We start from the raw sequence: 15,387 nt of genomic DNA, 5'->3' as shown, positions 1-15,387 counted from the left end.
TCATCAAGCTAGTCATTATAACTGGCTGAGTCTATAACGAGTGTCATGTCTTCCGTAATTAAGCAATCTACACGCAAATCATGGACCTCCATTGGCACATGATCGATCACCTGTAACCCGAATGCCAACGCAATACATAGCGGCCTTCGATCGGATTCTTCTGGATGTGAAGCAGCAACTCTTGCCATAAAACGATCGTAATAGCCGCCGCCGTATCCCATCCGCCCGCCATGCTGATCAAAGGCGAGCCCTGGAACGACAACCCAATCAAGCATTGCCCACCTAGTCGCAGGTAGTAGAGGAAGCGATAATTTCGGTTCCCGAATGCAGTAGCTGCCAACTTCTACATCGGATAACGATCGGATCTGGAACAACTGCATCTGTCCAGCGGCTTGATCCACATGTGGTGCATAAACCGTATATCCCCGGTCCCAGCAATGCTGAATGAAAGGAATGACATCGATCTCGTGTTCATAGGGAAGATAGACGAAAACGCTACGATTCGCGGATTGTTCTCCCGACAGGGCCTTATGATCAACCCACCTCGCAGCTTCTCTACATATTCGTTCGGATTTCACCCGATGCTCACTCGCGGACAGGGCCTTTCGCAAGGTCCTGATTCGCTTACGAATCTCTTGTTTCTCGCTCATTTAACGAAATCACACCCTTAGTTTACCATTGTTCATTTACTTTCGCTAGTTTTCAACGTTATCCTTCCATTTCTTCGCACTTTCCTCAAAATTCATGTACAATATGTACTAATGAAACCGTGAACATGTGTTGGAGGTATCGACGAAATGCTGCTTCAAGCTTCAGGAATAACGAAAAATTATGGTGTAACCAATATTCTGTCAAATATTAACCTGATGGTCAATGATCGAGAACGAATCGGTCTTGTAGGTGTGAACGGCGCGGGCAAATCTACACTGCTTAAGATTATCGCCGGTGAAATCCGCCCAGATCAAGGGCAAATTTTCAAAGCCAAAGAGACACGCCTTGGGTATCTTGCCCAGAACAGCGGCCTGCAATCCGATCGGTCGATCTGGGATGAAATGCTGCAGGTCTTCGCGCATTTGATTGATGCAGAGAAAGAACTGCGTGATCTAGAACTACAAATCGCCGATCCGACGTTGATGGCAGATGATAAGAAATATGCGGACACGTTGAACCGCTATGCCACACGCTCAGATTGGTTCCGCGAACAAGGCGGCTATGAAGTTGAGACCAAGATCAAATCTATTCTACATGGGATGGGATTCGGGAGCTTCTCCTTCGATACGCCCATTCATACGTTAAGCGGCGGCCAGCGGACCCGACTTGCCCTTGCTCGCATCCTGCTGCAAGCCCCAGATGTGCTCATGCTGGACGAACCAACGAACCATCTGGATATCGAAACATTAACTTGGCTTGAAGATTATTTGCGCGGATACGCCGGCGCCATCGTCGTTGTATCACATGACCGCTACTTCCTCGACGCCCTCGTTACGAACATCGTCGAAATAGAGAGGCATCAATCGAAGCGATATACCGGCAATTACAGTAAGTATATCGAGCTTAAGGCAGCAGACTATGAAATCGAGAGCAAGCACTATGAACGTCAACAGACTGAAATCGCGAAGATGGAAGATTTCATCCGTAAAAATATCGTACGCGCAACGACGACCAAACGCGCGCAGAGCCGCCGTAAAGCACTCGAGAAGATAGATCGTCTAGAGAAACCGCTTGGCGATCTGAAGAAAGCGTCCTTCACCTTCGAAGTGGAGCTCACATCCGGGAAGGAAGTGCTGCAGGTTAGTGATCTCGCCATGGGTTTTCCGAATAAAGGAACCTTATTCAAGAATGTCTCACTCGATTTGCGCCGGGGTGAAACGGTTGCCCTCATTGGTCCGAACGGGATTGGCAAATCCACTTTATTGAAGGCTCTTGTCGGACAGATGCAACCGTTAAGCGGATCCTTTAACTGGGGAACGAATGTCAAACTGGGGTATTACGATCAAGAACAGACAGGCCTTAATCCGAATAATACCGTACTCGAGGAGCTCTGGTCTGCCTATCCTCATCTAGAGGAAGCACGGATCCGTACCGTGTTAGGCAATTTCTTATTTAGTGGAGAAGATGTGCTTAAGAAAGTCATGTCATTGAGCGGTGGGGAGAAAGCTCGTGTCTCGCTCGCTAAGCTTATGCTCTTAAAAGCTAACATGCTGATCCTAGATGAGCCGACGAACCATCTGGATCTCTTCAGCAAAGAAGTGTTGGAATCCGCACTCATGGATTACGAAGGAACGTTACTATTCATCTCGCATGACCGTTACTTCTTGAACAAAATGGCCGAGCGAATCGTAGAACTTGGTCCGACTGGCACGCAACATTTCCTAGGAAATTACGATGATTATGTCGAGAAAAAGCAAGAAATTGCCGAAATGTTAGCCGAAGCTGCAGCTGCGACTAGCAAAGAATCCGCAACAAATAACGGATCGGGAGACAAATCATCCGGCGGTGCCTCTTCCTTCGAAGACAACAAACAAGCAAAACGCGATGAACGAAACAGACAACGCAAACAAGAACAGCTCGAAGCCGATATCGCGCAGCTTGAAACGGAAATTGCGGAGCTGGAGCACAACCTCACGCTTCCTGAGGTCTATCAAGATTACGTTGCCGTACAGGAAACTCAGACCCAAATCGATGAGAAAAAGTCCCGTCTGGCGCTAACATACGAGCAATGGGAAGAGACAATGGCTTAAAGAGGTTGAAAACCCGACTTTTTAAGCTCTCACTTAAATAAACGCTTGTACACAGCCTTATCCACAAATAAAGTGAATAACTTTATCCTCCTTGCGGCCTATATGGCCGCTTTTTTTATTGATATACGAGGGGGTAACATGCAATTTCCATAATTATTCACTTTTTTATCCACATTATCCACAGAAATAACCGATTCGACATGAAAAAGCTATCCCCGATTTCCATAAAACCCGTATCACTGCGCGCCATAGCGTTACAGCGGTTATACACAGCTCTCGTCGGATATGTGGATAACTTTGTCCACAAGGTTAAAGTCACCCCCCAAACCAGCTCTAATGAACAGGAGATTTCTCCAGATGCTTTGTGCTATAATACGACTTAATGCATTGCACGTATTCTATATTTCACAATGAGGTGATTGTCATGGCTGGCTCTTTATTCTCTATGCACGGCCTTTCCATTCTTGCAACCATATTAGGCGGGTCCGCCGTTATCTTCCTACGACTGCGCGGTACGAACAAACCTACGAATATGAAAAAAATTATTATGCCGCCGATCGGCATGGTATCCGGCTTCCTCATGTTCGTGGTGCCTGAGTTTCGAGTCCCACTAACTTGGGCTCTAGCCTCATTTCTCGTCGGGGTAATTCTCTTCTCATATCCGCTGATCCTTACATCTCGATTCGAGCAAAAGAATGAGCTGATCTATTTGAAACGCTCCAATATGTTCATCTTCGTCATTGTCGGACTCCTTGTGCTACGCGTCATCCTTCATGATGTGCTCGAAAAATACATCACGGTCCCACAAAGCGCAGGTCTCTTCTTCATTCTCGCGTTCGGCATGCTGCTTCCATGGCGTATCGCCATGTTGATGCAGTACCGTAAGCTACAGCATGCGAATGTTCGCATTTAACAGAAAAGGCTGTATCGACACTCTTCCATGAAGAAGAATCGATACAGCCTTTTCGTATATTAGCTTTGAACGGACCAAGCTTCGAGCGACAATGTTGGCTCCCCCTTCAGATCCAGCGCTGTAAACTCACCGCGCTTCCACTTCAGGTACGCCGCCGCACCAATCATCGCCGCATTATCACTGCATAGCGCGAACGGCGGAATAAGCAGCGGCAAGCCTTCTGCTGCACATCGAGCCGTCAACGCTTCGCGTAAACCCCGATTGGCGGCTACACCACCGCATAAGAGCAGCTGCTTCACTTCGAACTCCTTCGCCGCTCGAATCGCTTTCTCCATCAAGACGTCGATGACCGACTCTTGGAATCCACGTGCAACATGCGCGAAGTTTAATTCTTCGTTCCGCATCTTCGTCTGATTAATCACATTCAGCACCGCAGATTTCAGACCACTGAAGCTGAAATCATAGGAATCTGGCTCTAGCCAGGAACGCGGCAATGGAACTGCTGCTTCCGCTTCATGCGCAAGACGGTCCACATGCGGGCCCCCCGGGTATGGGAACTGCAGCGCACGTGCGACTTTATCATACGCTTCGCCCACCGCATCATCTCTCGTCCGCCCGATCACACGAAATACACCTTCGCTCTCGAGCAGCACAAGTTCCGTGTGCCCACCGGATACAACAAGCGCCATACATGGATATTCCATCTCATGTACGAGCTGATTCGCGTAGATGTGCCCTGCGATATGATGCGTTCCGATCAACGGCAAATCCAGTGCCATTGCAAGTGCCTTGGCCGCTACAATCCCGACGAGCAGCGCCCCGACAAGCCCTGGACCCATCGTTACCGCAATTGCAGACAAATCGGTTAACGCGATGCCAGCCTCCTCAACCGCTTCCTCCGTCGTGATCGTAATGGTCTCCACATGCTTGCGTGAAGCCACCTCCGGCACGACACCGCCGAAGCGTTTGTGCGTCTCGATCTGGCTCGCAACGATATTCGACAATATTTCTTTGCCGTCTTTAATGATTGCCACGCTTGTCTCGTCACAGCTTGTCTCAATCGCTAGTATATAGTTCGGCTTACCGTAGCCGCTGATGTTATTCATTGCTGTCACCCACTTCCTTCGCTCCCGTTCCATCTGCGCTAAACGCTTCCCATTCTTCCGGAATATCTGCCCACATGATCATCGCGTCTTCATTGTTATCTGAATAATAACGTGGACGAACTCCCGCAGGGCTGAATCCAAATTTCCGATATAAACCTTGCGCAACTGTATTCGATACCCGCACCTCTAGCGTCATTTTACGCATTCCCATATAACTCGCCGTCTTCATGAGCTCCGATAGCAACCTCGCGCCGAGCTTCCGCCCTCGATATTCCGGCCGAACAGCTATATTCGTAATATGCGCTTCATCTATGATGGTCCACATGCCGCCATAACCTATAATTTGATCATGCAGTTCCATGACCATGTACCGTGCGAAATGATTCTGTGTTAATTCATTACGGAATGCTTCGGCAGTCCAAGGCATCGTAAATGCGAGGTGTTCAAGCTCGACAATCGTCTCGATATCCTCAAGCTGCATCAACCGAAAACAAAGCTCCCCCGTACCTGTTGTTGCGACTTGCTCACGTTCTTCCATGATTCGCATTCCCCCTCTACGACTTCCCGAGCAGCTTCGCTTCCGCTTCTGCAAGCTGTGTATAATTCGGCTCCAATCGATGCGCATCATCATACTCCCCTTGCATCAGTCTCTTTCCGCCCGTAAGGCCAAGCCATCTTGCTTCTATCGTATGACCAACGATCTGCACCGGACAACGGACTAGCGTGCCTAGACGCTCCGCTTCAGCTCGATGCAATTCCACGTCACCCACGACCCATATCGAAGATGGCGTTCCTTCAACTTCAGCCTTTTCCGCTAGTTGATTAACCCACTCCTTCATGAGCCGAACCCGATCCTCTTCGAGATTGGCCCAAGGGGTCGAATCCGCAGCCACCTCGCCGCACCACAGGGAAGTATAGACTTGTCCTCTGCGGGCATCCATCAACGGGACAATCCAGTGCTGATCCTGCTGCGCATCGATTGAACTTAATGGGCGCATCTCCAATTCACCATCCGAAGCTTCGGCTCCTTCCGCATGCAATCCGTGCTGCCACCCCGCGAGTGCTAGACCTTCCAAACTTGAGACCCCGACAATCGGCTTTTTCCATACCCACGCCAGTGTCTTTCCAACCGTCACGCCAATCCGTACACCTGTATAGGAGCCTGGGCCGCGGCCTATAATAATGCCATCCAAATCCTGCTCTCCCAGATCCAATGCATGAAGGACCTCTTTCACCGTCGGGATTAAATAAAGTGAATGATTGCGTTCTGCTGATGAAGAGACCTCTTTCAGTACACGTGTACCTTCAACAACAGCAACACTTAACATCGCAGTCGATGTATCGATTGCCAAAAACCGCTTACGCGTTGCTTCTTTGCTCATCATGATGACGCCCCCTCCTTGTTCAGTTCCTCGCACCATGCCTCATAGGGAGAGCCATAAGCACGCACATGGAATAACCGTTCTGTCATGCCGGCGTATTCAATATAAATGTGCAAGTACGCCGCAGGCAGCAGCTCCGTAATTAAACTCGACCATTCCACAACCGTCAGCCCTTGCCCGAAGAAGTAGTCATCGAGTCCAAGCTCGTCCGCTTCTTCGATGGACAGACGGTAGACATCCATATGATAGAAAGGAAGTGTTGTTCCTTCATATTCTTTGATAATCGTAAATGTCGGACTATTCACGACATCAGGCACGCCAATTGCCCGAGCTAGCGCCTGAGAGAATCGCGTCTTCCCCGCTCCCAAATCACCGTCCAGCGCAATAACAGTCCCCGGCTGAATCCAATCCGCCAGCTTTGCAGCAAGCCGTTCAGTGTCTGCCTCTTGCATGGAACGGAATGTATACGTATTGAACACCACTTTCAACTCCAGTTCTTCTCCGTATGATTCAAGCATACCCATCTTCCTGATCTGCCTGATTCATATTGCATAATGCTCTTATTATATCGGCCCTCTTCCCTGCCTGCAATATTCAGGCACAGCCCTCGCGATTCGAAAAAAGCCCGAACCATAAGTCTGCGTACTTGCTCGCATCTTGGGTTCGGGCCGGTTCCATGCTCATACCATCTTCTTATTTCAGCATTTCTGCTTAATGCTCACTCAGCCGTTCCACGGACACCGTCTGCGTATCCGTCGGACGAGAGCCGATTTGTACGGTCGCCATCTGATTGGCTTCATCTACATTTTCAATCCAGACGGATTCACCAGTATCGAGCTTCACCGCAATGGTATCTTGGCTCTTATAAATTTCTTGCGCACGACGTGCATCCATTGTTACTAATCCTCCTTGATGATACTTCGTAGTCCTCTACAATATGCCCGTTTCACCTATTTCCCATTCAATTCGGTGTAAGAGCTATAACAACGGTGACAGCATGCGTGCCAATACTTCTTTGCCTTTCTGAATCCGGGAACGCTGCTCGAATTCCTTCAGAATCAATTCCTTGCTATCTTTCAAATCCTGCTCGAAATCGGCATAGAGCCGGTCAATCGTACCGCGATCGAACAATACCGCATTTAACTCAAAGTTGCTAAATAGACTCCGCATATCCATATTCGCTGTTCCCACGGAAGCCAGCATCCGATCGATCAGGACAACCTTGGCATGCATGAATCCTTTTTTATACTGATAGAATCGAACACCCGCCTGCATAAGCTCTTCTACATATGACAAGGTCGCAAGATTCACCAGCTTCGAATCATTTACACCCGGAATAATAACACGAACGTCTACCTTACTTACTGCGGCAGTCTTCAGCGCCGTAAAAATGCTCAGATCCGGAATGAAATAAGGCGTCTGTATATAGATGCGATGCTTCGCCACCGATATCGCCCCGAAGAACATCTCCTGAATCGCATCCCAATGGGAATCTGGGCCACTCGCAATCATCTGCACCTGCTCAGAGCCTTGGCATTCATGCTGCGGATATAAGTCAGGATCACTGAGTTCTCGATTCGATACGACAAACCAGTCATTTACGAACGTATTTTGTAGAAAATAGACGGCATCGCCGCGTACCTGAATCTGTGTGTCGCGCCAAAATCCGAGCTTTTTATCATTCCCTAAATATTCATCACCAATATTGATGCCACCGACAAAACCAATATTCCCGTCAACCACGACGATTTTACGATGATTCCTAAAGTTCAGCTTCTTATGATACAAGGCGAACAGCGGCGGCAGGAAACTATAAAATTCAATCCCACTATCCTTCAGCGGCTTCACAAACCGATCATTCAATCCATAACTCCCAAGGCCATCCACGATAATTCGTACTTTCACGCCCTGCTTAGCCTTCTCCAGCAGCAGCTGTTGAAATCTTGTACCGATCCGATCACCGCGAAAAATATAAAATTCCAGATGAATATGATGCTTAGCCTGCTCCATCGCCTTAAACATCGCCTCATAGGTTGCCTCACCATTCGTGAGCACCACCGTCTCATTACAGCCGCTAATCGGACTTTCGGATAAATGCGACAGCAGCCGGAACAATCGTCCTTCTCGGCGCAGTTCATAATTATTACTCTGGAAATGCCGGGTCACAATGGAAGAATTCTGCCAGATCAGCTTTCTTGTTTTCCGAAAAATCGTAGTCCCTTTCTTCCGAACCTTCCTCCGATTCTTATAATCTTGGGCTACGAAATAATAGACCGCAAATCCAATCACCGGAAAACAGAATAGAATGAGCAGCCACGCCACCGTCTTCGATGGATGCCGGAATTCCACGATAAGGATCGTCGCGATTTGAAATATAAATACAACTAACGCCAGTGCGAGCCATGCCATACTTCTGATTCCCCCTCGCCTTCGTCCCCGCTCAGAGGATATGATCGCTTTCGATCACGCTACTCTTATTTATAACAACAATTCCCTTAACCTATACGCAGGTACAACCATCTTTGCACAGGATTCACAATATTTTTTCGGCATGTTTTGGCGGACAACCGAATAGAATCCCATCTATAGCAGTCTATTCCAATCGAATCGGTGCTTTTCTTCCGGTAGAAAGGAGAACCCTTGAAGAAACGATGGTTTACTAGCAAGATAACGCTGCTCGTGATTCGTAATGCCGATCAGTCGGTCAGACAAATCGAAGTGCCGAAGTTGCTAGTCATCTCCGTTCCTCTCATTACTGCTGTGTCCCTAACAAGTTTTGTCCTCGGACTCCAAATGCGCTCTTCATCCCAGATTGAAGGGCTGCAAGGAAGAATTTCTGCCAATGCTACTGTAAGCGCAAATACCATTCAGCAAAAAGACCACGCCATTACTTCTCTCCAAAATGAAGTCATTGAACTCTCTTCCGATGCGCAGATGATGAAAGAAGGCATGGAACGTATACATAAGATGGAGAAGACACTGCAAGGTCTGATCCGCAAATACGGTAAAACGGAGTCGACAAGCGATTCAAGTGTTACGCAGCTGCCATGGGATGCTATGGAAGATGTCGGCGGTGAATATTTTCCGGTTAGCAATGAAGAGGTTATTCGGCTCGCACAGGATACAGCCATTGATTTGGAGCAAATGGAAGCCGTCATTGCGATCATGCAGCAGAACGTCTCGAATACCGTTGAGCGCGTACAGGATGTGTTCCAGAATATGCCTACAGGCTGGCCGACGACATCCCATCGACTGACCTCGAATTTCGGTTACCGTCGTGATCCCATGACAGGAAGAGCAGCCTATCATGCCGGTGTCGATATTGCGGGTAAAGTAGGGGATCCTGTCTTTGCGGCGGCAGATGGGAAAGTGATTACGACCGGGTCCGACAATTCCCGCGGCAAATATATTGTGATAGCGCATGCGAAGGGCTATGACACCTGGTATATGCATTTAAATCGGATTGAAGTGAATGAACAAGACGTTGTTGTCAAAGGGGATCGGATTGGGCGGCTCGGCAATACGGGACGAAGCACAGGCCCTCATCTTCATTTCCAAATTGCTCGAGAAGATCAGCTCATCGATCCATTGCCTTACATTACAAATCCGGAGGAGGAATAATTCATGATGCGGCGACAGAAGAAATTACGTCTCACCGATACATTAATCGGACAAGGAACGACAATGGATGGACATCTGACATGTCAGACCAATTTACGAATCGAAGGACATTTCAAAGGGGAGATTGAAGCGAGCGGGACGGTCACCATCGGGGAGCAAGGTGTTGCGACGGCCAACATTCAGGCCAGAGAACTTATGATTGCGGGCAAAGTCTATGGCGATGTGACGACGAAGGGAAAATTAATCATTACCAGCAAAGGCCAATTCCACGGTAATTACCATGGCTCTTCCATTATTATTCATGAGGGTGGAATCTTCAGTGGTGAAAGTCGGATGGAGAAACTAGAACCTCGGTCCATTGTCCAAGATTCGGAAGTACCGGTTGCGAAGAAGAATAAGAAGCAAGCCGGATAGAGAGTCTGAGAGACTGCTGGCTGGGCAAGACCTCCCGGTTCCCGCCATAACTGATTAGGAGGTCTTGGTTCACTTCAGGACAGGGGGACTCTGGTGATTCACAAAATTTACGAACTGCTCTTGATTCTGAGAAAGAGAATAACACGCCTCGCAGCAGCCGAGCGGTACGCCAACACGATAATACCCTGTTGTGAAAACAATACGCTGTCGCTGTACACTTTGTCTCGTATTGCATGCCAAACAATAGATGGATTCCGCGGAATCCGTATGGATGGTTCTCACCTTCACTCAACCCCCAATGAGCAGACTTCCAATGATACTTACAATGGTCTAATGTTACAATATGTATCGTATCAACGTTACACCATTTCTCTCAAATTGTCAATTCATTGGGATAAAGTTTCATGCATTTCGATTCATCCAGTCCGCTAATGCTTCATACCAATGACGCATCGGCGGGATTCCTGTTCGCATTAGCGCTGCGGGTTCTAATACAACCCGTTCAGGCCGTCTAGCGCGCCGCTGCGCTTGATCAGATGAGCTCTGCTGCCAATCAATCGCGGGGGTAATCGCCCCAATGGCATCTCTGAACTCTTGCATGGAACAGGAACCGCTACTTGTAACATGGTAGAGACCGTGACTACGTTGCCCTAGCATCTCTTCGACATGGTGGATCAAATCTGGCACATAGGTCGGACAACCAATTACAGTAGATTCCGCGTGCCATATCGATGAACGGCTGGAGCTTGCTGCACTGCTGATCTCTTCCTTAATCGAAGAAGTACCGAACAGCCAGGCTGTTCGAACGATCAAATGCTGGGGATGAATAGCCTGTACGAATCGATCGCCAGCCACTTTGGAAGCCCCATAAGTATGCACTGGCAGTGGATAAGATGTCTCCTCATACGACTGCTCCGATGACCCCTGGAAGACTTGATCGGTGCTGAAATGCACCAATTGTGCACCGACCGCTCTCGCAGCCAGCGCAACATGCCTTGCACCATAAGCATTGACGCGATACGCCTCCTCCGGCTCCTCCTCCGCAAGATCGATATCGGTGAATCCAGCCGTATGAATGATGATGTTCGGCTGATACCGCTCGCATTGCTTCATAACCGACTCCGCGTCTTTCACATCAAACTCTTGTCTGCTTAGTGCAATCACCTCATCATTATGAGACGTCCAAGCTTTACGGAAAGCTGTGCCTAATCGTCCCTGTGCCCCGGTTATTAACACTCTTCTTCGAGAACTCATCCTTTTTCCCCCTCCAGTTCGAGCTGCGCATTCGCAAGGTAAGGGTGCTGTTCGTCTTTGGGTGACAACAGCGGGCGATCCGTCGGCCATGGAATGGCGAGTGCGGGATCATCCCAGCGAATGCCCCTATCATGTGCAGGCGCGTAGAACTGATCCACTTTATAACTAACTTCGGTGTTCGGAACAATTGTACAGAAGCCTTGAGGGACGAGCAGTTGGCGTTTATTCGCAGCACTCAGCACATATCCAACCCATTGGCCAAAGGTCTCTGAACCTGGCCGAATATCGACAGCGACATCATAAATTGCCCCTGCCAACACACGCACCAGCTTCGTCTGTGCTTTGGGTGATAGTTGATAGTGAAGGCCTCGTAGCGTCCCTGCAGGTTCAGACAAGGAATGGTTATCCTGCACGAATTGATACGGAAGTCCCGCTGCTGCATACTTCTCCACATGATAGCTCTCCATGAAGTATCCTCGTGCATCGCCGAAGACATCCGGTTCAATCAATACGACGCCTTCTAATTTCGTAGGAATAACTCGCAAGATTCACCCTCCTCCGCTATATCGACGAGATAGCCTGCAATGCAGGGTCTGTACTGTTATATGCGGGCTCTCCCGGCTTTGATAACTCATGAAGGAAAACTACTTTGCCGCAGCGGCCCTCGCGCATGAGTTCAAAGGCTTCTTCATAACGATTTTGATCTAAACAACTGCTTTATTCCAATAATAGGAGAAGTCATATGTTCTACAATAAGTCGTCTTACCGGGACTGCACCTATTCGTTGATATATCTGCCTCGCATCCCAATGATTTGGATAGGCAAGAATTAACTTCGCGGTGAACTCTGGGAGTTTTTGTTGCCAGGTCTCAAGGAACTGCATTCTAACCTGCTCCGCTCCTTCACCCTTTAGTGATGATTCATACCATTCATAAGCTTGATTATGATTGTACATGACGAAGGAATGACCGACGATTTCTCCAGATGGACCCACAGCCATTAAACCTAGCAATTGATGGTGTAATTCAGCAGCATGCAGCCAATGTTTGTTTCTCTCAATATACTTGAACGGTCGCTTGGTATATGGCTTAACATTTTGATTCACACCTTCTTTTATAGACCAAGGTTGTATGGTAAACGGGGAAATACGGTTCGTAGAAGTCTCGAGTACGGGTAAGTACAATTCAAAAGAATACATCGTTTTTTGTTCAAATCCTTGCCAATAAAAAGGCAACCAGTTCAATAAATTCGATGGGAGGGGGATACACAAATGATCATAGTTCGGCAAGCTTTCAATTAATAAATCTAACCATTCCAGTTCCTTGGATACTTTCTCTTGATCACTCCACCCCTCAAGCGAACAAATCCATAGAGGACTCTCACCAAAGTTAGGAAGGATGGATTCGAGTGTGGTAAATCTCTTTTTCATGGAACGAAAGATGAGAAAAGCCTTAATCTCCCCTTGTTCAACGACACATACAACCTCCCAATGATCCCCGCATACAGCGTCTAACAGCCAAGGAGCATAGGATAAAGGCATCATTTCACGATCATACTGCTCTCGATAAAGACATTTGGCTTTCATGCCCTCTATTCGTTCAACAGCTGCTTTCATATTACTACTCCTAATCCAATGAAGGACGGTAATAGGAGAGGAACACTCCATATGACCTGCTTCAATCTCATCCAATTCGCTCTTAAATGACTAGGGATGGAGCAGCATTTGGACAGGACGGAATAGGTTTGCTGTTCCGATCCATACTGGCGATTCTCCGCCTCCACGCCTTGAATCATACTGCCTTCAAAATCGAACATTTTCGTATGTTTCGAAGCTTCTTCAATCGCTCGACTTAACAGAAAAGGGAAGGATCTGCTCGTCTTGAAATCGGGATCATAGCTCGATAGGAGTAAATACGCACGCGATTGATCCCACACCATGAACAATGCGGAGTGAATTTGTCCCACCGTATCTACTACGCACATGATTCGTCCAGCATTTCGCTGAAGGGCAGCCGCCGCTACCTGTTCAAAGAAATCCCTCGAATAGGATATTTGCTTCCCCTGCTTCATTAATGCCATCTGATGAAAGTCATACCACTCACTGGGTAACATATCATATCGTACTTCGAATAAATTCTCTCCCTTACGAACATCTTTACGCTTTGATTTAGAAAATTTAGACAAAACATCATCAAGATCTGAAAGGTCAGGAATCACATAGGTATAGCATAAGGTTTCCGTAAAACCTTGTTCCAACAGAGACATGGCGTACGTTGGAGGCAACTGCATCGCCTGATCGATAAAGTGAACTGAAGGCATCTGATTCAGTAAATGATTCATGACATCATGAACGACCGCTGCTCCACCATCTTTCCAAGCATGATCGTTCCATTGAATATCAAGTTTCTGGGTAAGCTTTGGCATCACGATGACTTTCATTCCCCACTTCCGTTTGAAATGAAAGGGCCAGTAGACCTCTAAACCGTCAGCATTCCTATAACCGGCTACGTCCCAGTTATCCGCTCCGCATACAGCATCAAGCCACCAATCCGTGCAAAATACAGGGACCTCATGTTCTTGAACCCAACGACTATACCTGGACTTCATGTTCACGATGATCCCCCTCCTTATTCGCCGTCAGTTCTTGGTTATACTTTGTGATAGCCCATTTACTCATCATGAAGATGACAATGTAAAAAGAGCTGAGAGTCAATGTGTACAATAGCACAGCATAGAATGCTGACAATTTTAACAGCACGATTGTCAATATACAGATGGAGAATGAGAAGAACCTTGCTAAATTCCACCAAAAGAGCCATTTTTGCAAACGTAGAGATTCCAATATCGAGGATAATGGTGAGAATAAAAAGTTAACCCCATATAGCATCGCATACAAGGGAATATACTTTACTGCATCCATCCATTCATTGCCAAAAACCCATTGAAAAGCAAAGGGACCGACGCCCATGATAAGAAGTATCGGAATAACGCCCAGCTTGCATAGTCTTCTGAACGTCTGATAGAACAAGCTCTCTAGTTCTCTTGGTCTCGTGCGAGAGAGCTCCATCGCTTCGGCGTAAAATACTTGGGAAACGGACATCCCTAGCAGCATCAGCGGCCCTCCAAGTATTCTGTCTACCATCGCGATCGCCCCAGCCTCATGCAAGTTGTAGTAAGTAGACATGAATAAGGGCATGGATTGCAATACAGCAGCATTGAACAGAGCGCCTCCTGTGACATAAACAGGGAACTGCCGATATCTTCTCGCGAGTGAAAGCATCTTATATCCGCGCCCTCTCCAAGGAAGAAAAGACACTTCCCCTCCTTTAGATCTCAAATATCGAGTAAGAAGTGTCCCAGTACCTGATACACGTCCGAAGATATCCCCAAGTAAAAGCCCCATCTTCCCTAGTCCAATAAAAGGAGAGACAAGCTGAATCATCAGACTTCCTATCCCTTGCACCCATTTCGTACGTGATAACGGACCATAGCTCTTCGTCCGAAGCGCCCAATAGCTTAACGTGTTATATAGACCATAACCAAGGAACGATAATGGCAACAACAATATGACTCCATTGATATTCCATAGCTTATTTATGATCGGTGCCAGCAAAATGACAACCGCCAATAAAACAACGCTTAAGAAGACGGTTATGGTCATGCAGAGCATCAGGAGCGAGGGAACATCTTCTTCTTCCTTCTCCATTGGAATTGCACGTTCATACCCTATGCTGCTAAACAGCGCTGCGAGCGACAGCAAGGACATATAAACAGATAGCTGTCCATATTGAGTAGGCGTATACAAGCGTGCCAGTATAGGTGTTGCTAGAATACCAATCCCTTGGGCAGTAGCTGTTCCGCTTAGCATAATTAGAACGTTCTTCATGAAAGAACCTTGCTTCCAATTGAACCGCCATCGCATGACGCTGTTCTTCATATTCATAGAGATTCGTTCC

17 protein-coding genes are annotated in these 15,387 nt (G+C 47.6%); 4 read left to right on the top strand and 13 right to left on the bottom strand.

The features are described 5' to 3' along the window. Positions 1-8 precede the first annotated feature (8 nt). Positions 9-650 carry a 5-formyltetrahydrofolate cyclo-ligase gene (locus tag ACFQZR_RS26945; RefSeq protein ID WP_379351431.1) on the bottom strand — a complete coding sequence of 214 codons (642 nt, stop codon included), beginning with the start codon at positions 648-650 and terminating at the stop codon, positions 9-11. 147 nt (positions 651-797) lie between these two features. Here ACFQZR_RS26945 and ACFQZR_RS26940 point away from each other — a divergent pair, with 147 nt between their 5' ends. After that, positions 798-2,741, top strand: a complete 1,944-nt coding sequence (locus tag ACFQZR_RS26940) for an ABC-F family ATP-binding cassette domain-containing protein (protein ID WP_379351430.1) — start codon at positions 798-800, stop codon at positions 2,739-2,741. A 424-nt stretch (positions 2,742-3,165) separates the two neighbouring features. Continuing rightward, a complete protein-coding gene (locus ACFQZR_RS26935; RefSeq protein WP_379351429.1) occupies positions 3,166-3,654 on the top strand; it encodes a CcdC family protein in 489 nt (162 codons plus the stop codon). 59 nt (positions 3,655-3,713) lie between these two features. Here the strand turns inward: ACFQZR_RS26935 and tsaD are convergent, their stop codons facing one another. The 6 genes from tsaD to cls form a co-directional block, all read right to left on the bottom strand. Further along, complete coding sequence (gene tsaD, locus ACFQZR_RS26930) at positions 3,714-4,760, bottom strand: tRNA (adenosine(37)-N6)-threonylcarbamoyltransferase complex transferase subunit TsaD (protein ID WP_379351428.1); 1,047 nt, start codon at positions 4,758-4,760, stop codon at positions 3,714-3,716. Next, positions 4,753-5,298 (bottom strand): ribosomal protein S18-alanine N-acetyltransferase, encoded by a 546-nt coding sequence (gene rimI, locus ACFQZR_RS26925; protein WP_379351427.1) that lies wholly within the window; start codon positions 5,296-5,298, stop codon positions 4,753-4,755. Before rimI ends, tsaD begins: the two co-directional genes overlap by 8 nt. A 16-nt stretch (positions 5,299-5,314) precedes the next feature. Continuing rightward, positions 5,315-6,145: a tRNA (adenosine(37)-N6)-threonylcarbamoyltransferase complex dimerization subunit type 1 TsaB gene (gene tsaB, locus ACFQZR_RS26920; RefSeq protein ID WP_379351426.1), complete on the bottom strand. Its 831-nt coding sequence runs from the start codon at positions 6,143-6,145 to the stop codon at positions 5,315-5,317. Beyond that, positions 6,142-6,660, bottom strand: a complete 519-nt coding sequence (gene tsaE, locus ACFQZR_RS26915) for a tRNA (adenosine(37)-N6)-threonylcarbamoyltransferase complex ATPase subunit type 1 TsaE (protein WP_379351471.1) — start codon at positions 6,658-6,660, stop codon at positions 6,142-6,144. Before tsaE ends, tsaB begins: the two co-directional genes overlap by 4 nt. Before the next feature lie 193 nt (positions 6,661-6,853). Next, positions 6,854-7,036 carry an H-type small acid-soluble spore protein gene (locus ACFQZR_RS26910; RefSeq protein ID WP_379351425.1) on the bottom strand — a complete coding sequence of 61 codons (183 nt, stop codon included), beginning with the start codon at positions 7,034-7,036 and terminating at the stop codon, positions 6,854-6,856. 84 nt (positions 7,037-7,120) lie between these two features. Then, complete coding sequence (cls, locus tag ACFQZR_RS26905; protein WP_379351424.1) at positions 7,121-8,551, bottom strand: cardiolipin synthase; 1,431 nt, start codon at positions 8,549-8,551, stop codon at positions 7,121-7,123. Positions 8,552-8,782: 231 nt separating this feature from the next. Between cls and ACFQZR_RS26900 the strand changes: the two genes are divergently transcribed. Together ACFQZR_RS26900 and ACFQZR_RS26895 are read left to right on the top strand one after the other, a co-directional pair. Further along, positions 8,783-9,763, top strand: coding sequence for a M23 family metallopeptidase (locus ACFQZR_RS26900; protein WP_379351423.1), 981 nt, complete (start codon positions 8,783-8,785; stop codon positions 9,761-9,763). Between the two features lie 3 nt (positions 9,764-9,766). Beyond that, positions 9,767-10,177, top strand: a complete 411-nt coding sequence (locus tag ACFQZR_RS26895; protein ID WP_379351422.1) for a bactofilin family protein — start codon at positions 9,767-9,769, stop codon at positions 10,175-10,177. Between the two features lie 69 nt (positions 10,178-10,246). Here ACFQZR_RS26895 and ACFQZR_RS26890 read toward each other — a convergent pair whose 3' ends face one another. The 6 genes from ACFQZR_RS26890 to ACFQZR_RS26865 all read right to left on the bottom strand — a co-directional run bounded on the left by ACFQZR_RS26890 (position 10,247) and on the right by ACFQZR_RS26865 (position 15,374). Further along, positions 10,247-10,459 carry a hypothetical protein gene (locus tag ACFQZR_RS26890; protein WP_379351421.1) on the bottom strand — a complete coding sequence of 71 codons (213 nt, stop codon included), beginning with the start codon at positions 10,457-10,459 and terminating at the stop codon, positions 10,247-10,249. Between the two features lie 120 nt (positions 10,460-10,579). Beyond that, complete coding sequence (locus tag ACFQZR_RS26885) at positions 10,580-11,431, bottom strand: SDR family oxidoreductase (RefSeq protein ID WP_379351420.1); 852 nt, start codon at positions 11,429-11,431, stop codon at positions 10,580-10,582. Next, positions 11,428-11,976 (bottom strand): dTDP-4-dehydrorhamnose 3,5-epimerase, encoded by a 549-nt coding sequence (gene rfbC, locus ACFQZR_RS26880; protein WP_379351419.1) that lies wholly within the window; start codon positions 11,974-11,976, stop codon positions 11,428-11,430. Before rfbC ends, ACFQZR_RS26885 begins: the two co-directional genes overlap by 4 nt. 143 nt (positions 11,977-12,119) lie before the next feature. Beyond that, positions 12,120-13,046, bottom strand: a complete 927-nt coding sequence (locus ACFQZR_RS26875) for a hypothetical protein (protein ID WP_379351418.1) — start codon at positions 13,044-13,046, stop codon at positions 12,120-12,122. Then, positions 13,043-14,038 carry a GNAT family N-acetyltransferase gene (locus ACFQZR_RS26870; RefSeq protein ID WP_379351470.1) on the bottom strand — a complete coding sequence of 332 codons (996 nt, stop codon included), beginning with the start codon at positions 14,036-14,038 and terminating at the stop codon, positions 13,043-13,045. The genes ACFQZR_RS26875 and ACFQZR_RS26870 overlap by 4 nt, the downstream gene beginning before the upstream one ends. Continuing rightward, positions 14,022-15,374, bottom strand: coding sequence for a lipopolysaccharide biosynthesis protein (locus tag ACFQZR_RS26865; protein WP_379351417.1), 1,353 nt, complete (start codon positions 15,372-15,374; stop codon positions 14,022-14,024). Before ACFQZR_RS26865 ends, ACFQZR_RS26870 begins: the two co-directional genes overlap by 17 nt. Positions 15,375-15,387 lie beyond the last annotated feature (13 nt).

The sequence above is a fragment of the Paenibacillus sp. GCM10027629 genome, from assembly GCF_042676425.1.
Lineage (GTDB): Bacteria > Bacillota > Bacilli > Paenibacillales > Paenibacillaceae > Paenibacillus_K > Paenibacillus_K terrigena.
Note: the sequence above shows the minus strand (reverse complement) of the source record. Positions and strands in the feature narration are given on the sequence as shown.

Coding starts and splice junctions, on each gene's coding strand:
- ACFQZR_RS26945 (WP_379351431.1), bottom strand. CDS start 650: ATGAGCGAGAAACAAGAGATTCGTAAGCGAATCAGGACCTTGCGAAAG.
- ACFQZR_RS26940 (WP_379351430.1), top strand. CDS start 798: ATGCTGCTTCAAGCTTCAGGAATAACGAAAAATTATGGTGTAACCAAT.
- ACFQZR_RS26935 (WP_379351429.1), top strand. CDS start 3,166: ATGGCTGGCTCTTTATTCTCTATGCACGGCCTTTCCATTCTTGCAACC.
- tsaD (WP_379351428.1), bottom strand. CDS start 4,760: ATGAATAACATCAGCGGCTACGGTAAGCCGAACTATATACTAGCGATT.
- rimI (WP_379351427.1), bottom strand. CDS start 5,298: ATGGAAGAACGTGAGCAAGTCGCAACAACAGGTACGGGGGAGCTTTGT.
- tsaB (WP_379351426.1), bottom strand. CDS start 6,145: ATGATGAGCAAAGAAGCAACGCGTAAGCGGTTTTTGGCAATCGATACA.
- tsaE (WP_379351471.1), bottom strand. CDS start 6,660: ATGCTTGAATCATACGGAGAAGAACTGGAGTTGAAAGTGGTGTTCAAT.
- ACFQZR_RS26910 (WP_379351425.1), bottom strand. CDS start 7,036: ATGGATGCACGTCGTGCGCAAGAAATTTATAAGAGCCAAGATACCATT.
- cls (WP_379351424.1), bottom strand. CDS start 8,551: ATGGCATGGCTCGCACTGGCGTTAGTTGTATTTATATTTCAAATCGCG.
- ACFQZR_RS26895 (WP_379351422.1), top strand. CDS start 9,767: ATGATGCGGCGACAGAAGAAATTACGTCTCACCGATACATTAATCGGA.
- ACFQZR_RS26885 (WP_379351420.1), bottom strand. CDS start 11,431: ATGAGTTCTCGAAGAAGAGTGTTAATAACCGGGGCACAGGGACGATTA.
- ACFQZR_RS26875 (WP_379351418.1), bottom strand. CDS start 13,046: ATGAAAGCAGCTGTTGAACGAATAGAGGGCATGAAAGCCAAATGTCTT.
- ACFQZR_RS26870 (WP_379351470.1), bottom strand. CDS start 14,038: ATGAAGTCCAGGTATAGTCGTTGGGTTCAAGAACATGAGGTCCCTGTA.
- ACFQZR_RS26865 (WP_379351417.1), bottom strand. CDS start 15,374: ATGAATATGAAGAACAGCGTCATGCGATGGCGGTTCAATTGGAAGCAA.